The 8,532-nt window shown below is 38.0% G+C and carries 10 protein-coding genes and 1 pseudogene; 8 read left to right on the top strand and 3 right to left on the bottom strand.

The features are described 5' to 3' along the window. Positions 1 to 380: 380 nt before the first annotated feature. The 5 genes and pseudogenes from DWZ61_RS19135 to DWZ61_RS19115 all read left to right on the top strand — a co-directional run. Complete coding sequence (locus tag DWZ61_RS19135; RefSeq protein ID WP_055157826.1) at positions 381 to 593, top strand: PF20097 family protein; 213 nt, start codon at positions 381 to 383, stop codon at positions 591 to 593. 29 nt (positions 594 to 622) lie between these two features. Continuing rightward, complete coding sequence (locus tag DWZ61_RS19130) at positions 623 to 970, top strand: hypothetical protein (protein WP_117497714.1); 348 nt, start codon at positions 623 to 625, stop codon at positions 968 to 970. Between the two features lie 32 nt (positions 971 to 1,002). Further along, on the top strand, positions 1,003 to 1,383 hold the full coding sequence (locus DWZ61_RS19125; RefSeq protein ID WP_117998218.1) for a hypothetical protein: 381 nt from the start codon (positions 1,003 to 1,005) through the stop codon (positions 1,381 to 1,383). A gap of 144 nt (positions 1,384 to 1,527) precedes the next feature. Further along, positions 1,528 to 2,403 (top strand): helix-turn-helix transcriptional regulator, encoded by an 876-nt coding sequence (locus tag DWZ61_RS19120; protein ID WP_118540087.1) that lies wholly within the window; start codon positions 1,528 to 1,530, stop codon positions 2,401 to 2,403. Between the two features lie 172 nt (positions 2,404 to 2,575). Continuing rightward, positions 2,576 to 2,716, top strand: a pseudogene (locus tag DWZ61_RS19115) (helix-turn-helix transcriptional regulator); the annotation flags it as partial. A gap of 36 nt (positions 2,717 to 2,752) precedes the next feature. On the opposite strand, the gene DWZ61_RS19110 reads toward DWZ61_RS19115, so the two are convergent. After that, positions 2,753 to 3,496: an AraC family transcriptional regulator gene (locus DWZ61_RS19110; protein WP_117467509.1), complete on the bottom strand. Its 744-nt coding sequence runs from the start codon at positions 3,494 to 3,496 to the stop codon at positions 2,753 to 2,755. 227 nt (positions 3,497 to 3,723) lie between these two features. On the opposite strand from DWZ61_RS19110, the gene DWZ61_RS19105 reads away from it, so the two are divergent. Next, positions 3,724 to 4,746 carry a cellulase family glycosylhydrolase gene (locus DWZ61_RS19105; RefSeq protein WP_118540086.1) on the top strand — a complete coding sequence of 341 codons (1,023 nt, stop codon included), beginning with the start codon at positions 3,724 to 3,726 and terminating at the stop codon, positions 4,744 to 4,746. Between the two features lie 710 nt (positions 4,747 to 5,456). Here the strand turns inward: DWZ61_RS19105 and DWZ61_RS19095 are convergent. Continuing rightward, entirely contained in the window at positions 5,457 to 6,350 is an 894-nt protein-coding gene (locus DWZ61_RS19095) for an AraC family transcriptional regulator (protein ID WP_022350131.1), read from the bottom strand. Positions 6,351 to 6,467: 117 nt separating this feature from the next. Between DWZ61_RS19095 and DWZ61_RS19090 the strand changes: the two genes are divergently transcribed. Beyond that, entirely contained in the window at positions 6,468 to 6,689 is a 222-nt protein-coding gene (locus tag DWZ61_RS19090; RefSeq protein ID WP_117963126.1) for a hypothetical protein, read from the top strand. Beyond that, positions 6,686 to 7,870: an MFS transporter gene (locus DWZ61_RS19085; RefSeq protein ID WP_347475470.1), complete on the top strand. Its 1,185-nt coding sequence runs from the start codon at positions 6,686 to 6,688 to the stop codon at positions 7,868 to 7,870. The genes DWZ61_RS19090 and DWZ61_RS19085 overlap by 4 nt, the downstream gene beginning before the upstream one ends. Positions 7,871 to 8,000: 130 nt before the next feature. Here the strand turns inward: DWZ61_RS19085 and DWZ61_RS19080 are convergent, their stop codons facing one another. Beyond that, positions 8,001 to 8,207, bottom strand: coding sequence for a DUF6061 family protein (locus DWZ61_RS19080; RefSeq protein WP_117467504.1), 207 nt, complete (start codon positions 8,205 to 8,207; stop codon positions 8,001 to 8,003). Between the last annotated feature and the right edge of the window lie 325 nt (positions 8,208 to 8,532).

Below are 8,532 nucleotides of genomic sequence, written 5' to 3'. Positions count from 1 at the left end.
GAAACAACGAACGCTGTTTGACAACTTCCCGTTTATTGGGAAGTCGCAGAGAATGAAAAATCGGAATTTGGAAAGAGGTGCACTGCCATGCTGAGAAAGTTGAATTGTTTTTTAAACATCGTTATCGGTTCATTCATAGGAGTTTTCATTGGGTTCGGAATTTATAAGTTTTGGCATTTTAAAACCTATTCAAATCTATATGTCATGCAGTCTGCACCGTGGTACACAGAGTTACTGTTGGATGGTGCCATGGTGGCTGTTGGGGTGGTCGTATGTATTGTCCTAAAGCTGGTTATTTGGAGAAAATTAAAGCCATAACTTCCCGTTTATTAGGAAGTCGCAGAGAACGAAAAATCAGAATTTATAGGAGGTGAATCTGCATGAAATGTCCATATTGTGGTGATGAAATGATTAGAGGATACCTAATGAGTTCACGAGACATTACTTTTGCAGTTGATAATCTGACAAAAGTTTTTCGTATTAAAAAATCGGACGATCTGGAATTGAGTAAAGGTTCAGGAGGAATCCCTCATTGTGAAGCTTATCGTTGTAGTAGTTGTAAGAAGATTTTGATTGATTATGCAAATAGATAAATCGATATATGCTCAAGGGGGTGGATTACATGAAAAAAATTATACCTTGGATGTTAGCGACAGCAGTAATTATGTTGGTGTTTCCATGGCTTGCGGTTACATTCATAAAAGGTGATGGCGGCATGGCAGTTTGCTTCATTCTGTTTTTTGCAGTGAATCCTATTTATGCAATTTGTTCCGGAGCATACGCTGGCAAGGACATAAAAATATTTTGGCCACTACCAATTATTACAGCACTATTCTTTTTGCTTGGGACATGGCTGTTCTTTAGTATTGGAGAAAAAGCATTTATTTTATATGCGTTTGGATATTTGCTCTTAGGAATTGTAGCAGAGTTAATTTCCATGTTTGTAAAGAAAAAGATTTTAAGAGGTTAAACAAATCGGGATTTGTAAAGGAGATATACAACATGAAGAAAGTCTGCTTAGCGGTTTTGCCAGCTTTAACAATAGTGTTAGAATTATTACCCTTGGGAGCAGTTTGTATTTTTGCAACATCTCCAACAGAAAGAGTAAAAGAAACATTCTCATACTTTAGCCTTACACCGTTTGGCTATGCAAATTTTGCTCCACTTATTACAGCCACACTTACTGTTGCCATCTTCTTACTTTCATTGTTTTCATTGAAGAAGAAAGGTGTTCTCAAAGCATTGTTTGTCCTTTCCATTATTACGGTAGTTATTTCTCTTTTGCCATTGATGTATGGCTTAAACTACTATACCCTTGTAGGAGCCTTTATAACAGTAACACTTGTAATAGAAAGTATTTTGGCTAAGATACAACAAAAGTAAAGCGATAACTTCCTATTTGTCGGAGAGCAAATAGAACAATAACTCAGGATCTATAGTACTGTTAGAGTATTGATAAAAGAGATTATTCATGATACAATATCCGAAAAATCGGAAACGGGAAGGTTGGGAAAAGGATATTGCGCCATGAAGATATATGAGAAAATATTTGCAAGACTTGAAGAATTACATATGAGCCAGACGGAACTGTCCAGAAGAACAGGTATCGCAACCAGTACGATCAGTGACTGGCGAAAGAAACAAATCAATCCACAGGCGGATAAACTGGTGTCTATATGCAAGGCACTAGATATGACGCTTGTGGAATTGCTTTGTGTAGAAGAAAATGAAGAACAGACCGCAACCAACGATTATGTGTCAGAAGAAAATTATATGATTGAACTGTTTCGGCAATCTGATACACAGAGTAGACGAAGAATCATCAGTTACCTAGCACTTTTTGATGTTTGTAAACAAATCAACGATAGTAACCAGTCACAACAGAGGAATGTTTCGGTTGTTCAGGATATTGATGGGAATAGTATTGTGGTGATTAATGATATCCGGTTTAAAGGAAAACGTTCCATCGATTGGAAGGAAGTGAGGGCATATTTGAAAGAATATGTCGGCGATTTTTATAAGGTGGCGTCTACCGGTGATGTTATATATATCGGATCTGATCTGCCAAGTGAATATTCGGGATCAGTATATACCAAAAGGCTGAATGGAGCAGTTGCAAAGGCTAAAGCGAATGCAACACAGGGAATTCCTGAAATGATAGAAATTTCAACAGGCAGATATTTTAGAGAAAATAATAAGGGGAAACATAATTGGAATGCAAGGAATGGCTGGTATAGATATGATACTTATTTTGCATTACCGGTATATGGTGATAATGAAGATATTGAAAGATATAACGTATTTCATACATCTTTGATAATAAGGCATGCAAATGATGGAAAAATGTATTTGTATGATATTCTGGATATAAAAAAAGAAACGAGCACCCCGTTGGAGCCATAAGGCTTTACTTGGCACAAAACCCATTTCTTTTATGAATAGATAATATAATATGGTAGAAGAAATGTCAATCCGAATATTCGAAAATTAAGACGTTAAGATGGTGTTTATGTATAATATAAGTAGCATAATTGCAACTTGCAATATATTGGATTAGATTCCCCGTTGGTGCACGATGATTCTGGAGGTGGTCAAGAATGATTTTTCGGAAAAACTACAGTTGATTCGTAAAAATAGAGGGTTAACGCTAGAAGAACTGGCAGAAAAATTATCAGTATCAAGGCAAGCTGTGGCAAAATGGAAATCGGGGCAGGTATATCCTGAGATTACTAATCTTATTCAGATCAGCAATTTATTGGATGCCGGAAGTGCGGAAGTGTTCTGCACGATACTGCATTGGTGTTTTCCCGGTCTTTTCCCGAAATACAGAGGTGAAATAACTTTGACTGGGAAACGCCAGGGTAGTAGAAATTACAGAGATCGCATAATCGGAATGGCAAAGCATATTCTGAGCGGTCTCTATTTTTTTGCTCTGTATATAGGAACTGACAGAAATTCCCATCTCTTTTGCGAACAGGTGACTTAAATAACCGGGAGATATGCCGGCATGAGCGGCGAGCGTCGGGACAGTGATACGATTATGTAAATGATCATAGATATATTCCAGACACTGGGCAACCGGACGGGAGCAGGCATGATTTCTATGCATTTTTTCCATACGAGTAGTGTAGTCCAGACACATCTGCGGGTGCAGGGCGGAAATTTCTTTTTTTGATTTCATTAGATCCGCTTTATGAATGTAGTAGTCGCTGAGATCATAAGCCTCTGTGACTTCCATACCTCCTTCGATGCAGTATCTTGCCAGCATAGCAGCAGTGATGGCAAAGTGGTATTTCAGATTTTGCAGAGGAGAATCCGAGAGGACACCCAGGCCTTTCTTTTCCTGAAAAGATTCACGGCATAATTCTTTTACTTTTTCGGTATTTCCCTGCCTGACATAGCTGTAGAATTCCGCTTCCGGATCATAAGGGGCGCGATAAGTTTCTAATTCTCTGCGGACATATTGTTGATAGAGAAGTTCCTGAGGAATGTTCATATGGACACCTTTCTGAAATTATGAAAATGCTTTTCAAAACTGCTATGCGGTTCTTTCTCTTGTGGAGTGAAGATAGTGGCACGCTGATAGCTATCTATAATATAGCATAAAAACGATAAAAATAATATAGAAACGATATATAAATGATGTTTGAAATTATAGGATAGAGAAAAGAAGAATTGCAGGATTATTAATTTTCCGTTGCGAAGGATCAGGAGGGCAAGAGCATGAAATTAGAGAGAGGTATTAATTTAGGTGGTTATTTATCTCAGTGTGTGCATAGCACAGAACATTACGATGCATTTATTCAGGAGGAAGACATTCGTAAGATTGCTTCCATGGGATTTGACCATGTACGTCTGGCAATTGATTATGAAGTACTGGAAGATGAATATGGCAGAACCAGAGAAGAGGGCTTTGCCTATGTGACCAGAGTGGTGGAATGGTGTAAACGGCAGGAATTGAACATTGTACTGGATCTGCATAAAGCGTATGGCTATGATTTTAATAATGCCGGGGATCAGAAAAAGAATATTCTGTTTACAAATAAAATGGTGCAGAAGCGTTTTGTAAATCTGTGGATCAAGATTGCAGAGCATTATGCGAACGAGACACATGTTGCATTTGAACTGCTGAATGAAGTGGTAGAGCAGGAAAATGCGGAAGCGTGGAATCTGCTCATTGCGGAAACGGTGGACGCTATTCGCCGAATAGCCAGAGACACCATTATTATATACGGCGGAATTCAATGGAACAGTGTGAAGACATTGAAGCTGTTAGAGAAGCCCAAGGATGAAAATATATTGTTCACGTTCCATTTCTATGAGCCGTTGCTGTTTACCCATCAGAAAGCACACTGGGTACCGACCATTAGCCAGACCGAAGATATCTATTATCCGGAAGCAATGGACTATTATCGTACAAAGTCGCTGCCCATCGGATATCAGGGAGAAGTAGTCTGCAAGGCACAGTCACAGACTATGGGAACCGAATTTATCACGGAAATGGTAATGGAAGCGGTTACTGCTGCGAAAAATGCCGGAGTGACTTTGTACTGTGGAGAATTCGGTGTTATTGATCAGGCTCCTGTAGAAGATACCCTGCGCTGGTTCACGGATGTGGATACCGTATTCCGGCAGTTCGGTATCGGCTGTGCTGTCTGGACTTATAAGGACATGGATTTCGGACTTATGGGGGAGCATTATGCACCGATCCGCGAACAATTGCTGACGCTTTGGAACCGGAAGTAAATGGAAATCCTAATAAGCCATGGTAGCACCAGAACGGAAAATTTTAAAAAGTATTTATATATAAACTGAGTAAAAAGACCGAAATTCATATTTGATGAAATTCGGTCTTAAGCTTATTGAATGTCAGTTTCATTTTATGTTATACTGTGTTATATGATTTGTTGGTCTCCGCTGCCGCTTCGGTCGGCACAGAGCAGATGTCCACCGGACATCTTGTGCCCTTGCTTTTTCCCTTACCAGAGTCCGTAAACACTGGTGGAATGGACATCCTTTGGCTGTGCTCCGTTTGACAGAAGATTGGTGGTGTAGGTATGCCTTAATGTGTGGAAGTGAAAGGGAACTGATTATAGCATTACCAGAATCTTTCCCCGAACTATATGATCCCGACCAGCTGTTGACAGTAAGATTGAGCGAAAGAATGAGGAAATAGATATTCTCAAATCGGGATTATCCGGTATTGTAAAAAGATATGGATTCGATACTGTACAGCAATTCTATAATGCAATAAAATCGCTCAGGATGCCACGTATAAGTATCAGATGGATGTTGCCACATGGGAAGAAAACTATGGGGAGAAAACACCACCAAAAGCAACCTTTGAAGAAAGATTACGGATATATCAAAGAGAAGCTGATCAGCAGCATACACAAAGGAATTACCATAGCAGAGATAAAGGGGCGAGATAAGTCGCCCTTTTTTCGTCGGATAATTCATTTCTTTACGTTTCTATACTCTGTAGGAGTTAAGGAATACATTCTCTTAAATGTTTTACAGAAATAATCTGTATTACTGAATCCAGTTTCTATTGAAATGGCACTTACTTTTTTTTCTGTATTGGTAAGAAGTAATGCTGCCTTCCTTAACCTGTAGCATATCAGATAGTTGACAGGAGATGTATTCAGTACATTACGAAACAAATTCAAGGCAGTACTGATACTCACTTCCCCAACTTTGGCAATATCCAAAAGAGAAATGCTTTCAGGGTAATTCGAATGTATAAACTGCATCATCATTTGTAACCGTGCAAGTGAGGAAGAATTCACATTTTGAGTTTCTGGGTAACAAATAACATTTGAAGTTATGAGTGCCCATATCTTTTGTAATTGAACAGATATTTGTAGTTCATTTATTTCACCTCTGCTAAACTGTATAAGCTTTTGCATTTCAGACAAAATTTCTTTCTGCCATTCCTGTGAAGAAGAAAAAATGTAATAACCCAAAGATGAGTTCAGAAAGGGTAACACAAATTTCTGATAGATTAAACTTTCTTTCGGAGCAATCAGAGACGGAAGAAAGAGAAAATTTGGAATTACAGCGTCATTTTCGGAATGCATTTTATGAACAACTTTGGAATTAATAAATATTCCCTGTCCCTCGGACATGTCAAAATTATCTTCTCCTACATTAAAGTGAACTATACCGGATTCGATATATACAAATTCAAATTCGGTATGCCAATGCCAGTCAATACAGTTAAAATCATAATCAGTTATGTTATCATCATAGAGTTTGTATGGAAAAAGATGAGTCCCATGTAAAGCAGTTTCCATCAGTGTATCATCGGTTTTTATACTTACAAGCTTTTTCTTTTCTTTCTGCGACATGGCAGTCCTCTCCTGAACAATCTGTTTTACGATATTATACAGCATAATTGCGATATTATATAGTGAAAAATAAACAAAATTGCTATATAGTTCTATTTAGACGTAAGGAGAAGATAAATGTATGCACAGGTTGAATTTGGTTTATGTGATGAAAAAGAATGTATTTCTATCATTTTAGATAATGAGGAACAGGTAAATGAATTTATGTTAATGCTTATTGAAAAGTCATTTATAGTGAATTGTGAACCAAGATACTTAGGTGCGTTCTATGAGGGAAGTGTTTGGTGTGGAGATGAGCATTATCTAAGAATAACAACAAAGAGAGTTGAGGAAAAATGATGAAGAATTATAAAAAGACAAAATTAGCGTGTTATTTGGGATTTATTACGCAGGCAGTTGCTGCGAATTTTGCACCTTTACTATTTCTGAAATTTCATACAGATTACAATATTTCACTTGGAAACATTGCTATGATATCAACATCCTTTTTCTTTACACAGCTTTTGGTAGATTTGTTTTGTGCCAAGTACGTGGACAAAATTGGATATAGAGTATGCATTGTTGCTTCTGAAGTATGTTCGGCTGCAGGCCTTGTAGGTTTGGCATTTTTACCGGAAATAATTCCATCTCCGTTTATTGGTATTATTATAAGTGTCATTTTGTATGCGATTGGAAGTGGCTTAATCGAGGTTTTAGGAAGTCCTATTGTGGAAGCATGTCCGTTTGAGAACAAGGAGGCTACTATGAGCCTTCTGCATTCCTTTTACTGTTGGGGAGCAGTTGGAACTATACTTGTTTCGACCGTTTTTTTTCTGCTATTTGGAATTGGCAACTGGAAATGGCTTGCTGTTATTTTTGCATTAATTCCTGCTATCAATATTATTAATTTTGCAACTTGTCCGATTGAATCATTAGTAGAGGAAGGACAGGGAATGGGAATCAGAAAATTATTTTCAAATCCCATGTTCCTGATTGCCATTGTGATGATGGTCTGTTCCGGGGCATCGGAGCTTGCAATGGCACAATGGGCATCTGCGTACGCAGAATCAGCCCTAGGCTTTTCAAAGGCAGTGGGAGATATTGCCGGACCTTGTATGTTTGCTGTGACGATGGGAATTTCACGAGTGTTGTTTGGAAAAGCCGGTGATAAAATAAAACTAAACAGATTTATGATTGGTTCCGGTATCTTATGTTTTGTATGTTATTTATTAGCGTCATTTTCAGAAAATCCGATCATTGGACTTGCTGGATGTATTGTATGTGGGTTTTCTGTAGGAATCATGTGGCCCGGTACAATCAGCATCTCTTCCAAAGCATTTCCAACAGGAGGAACTGCAATGTTTGCACTTTTAGCAATGGCAGGTGATCTTGGAGGAAGCATAGGTCCAGCCATTGTAGGAAGGGTTGCGGACATGTTTGGAGGTAGTATTCATGTGGGCATGCGCATTGGACTCCTGTTTCCGATTACGTTGTGTTTTATGCTATTTTTATTCAATATAATGAACCACAATGCAAAATAGTTTATGAAGCAACATACACTATCGAGGATGGAATCTATAAAACAAGCACCAAATGACTTGTAATGTCATTTGGTGCTTGTTTTGACTTAAGAATTATTTACCATAGTTCCAACGAATCTTCCGCATCTATCTACATCTGCATAGTACCGTCAAGATAAAGTCGAGCATACTTCACAGGATTGTCTATTGCCAAAGCATTCAAGGCACACTCTGAATTAGGTGTTGTCTTTAATCCTTCCTCTGCCTTTGCACAATCAATCCGAAGAATATATCCGGCATAAGTGCATATATCAATGCTGTTATGATAAATGTTGTAATCTGCATATATTATGTTCATTAAACCAATCCTCTTTTCTGTAAAATTCAAAAAGCATTTCAAGCAGTTCACACAGTCCGTTCATATTATGCTATAATGTGTTATGCGATTTTGCTTCCCTTATTTTTTCCCTTACGAGGGTTCGTAAAGCCTTGTGAAACGATATAACACAAGGGAATACCTAAGGGAAAGCTCACTTACAGAAAAGTTAGTGTTTATAAGGGTTAGCGGGGAGTTTATTAATAAAATATAACAGCTAATGAAACCCTTAAATTAAGTGATTATACAATCGGAATTTGCACAATTCTTGAACTCAACACAAACTGCCATCAGTGTTGTTCCGTTG

This window comes from Clostridium sp. AF34-10BH (assembly GCF_003478095.1).
GTDB lineage: Bacteria > Bacillota > Clostridia > Lachnospirales > Lachnospiraceae > Acetatifactor > Acetatifactor acetigignens.
This window is presented reverse-complemented; position numbering and strand designations above follow the sequence as displayed.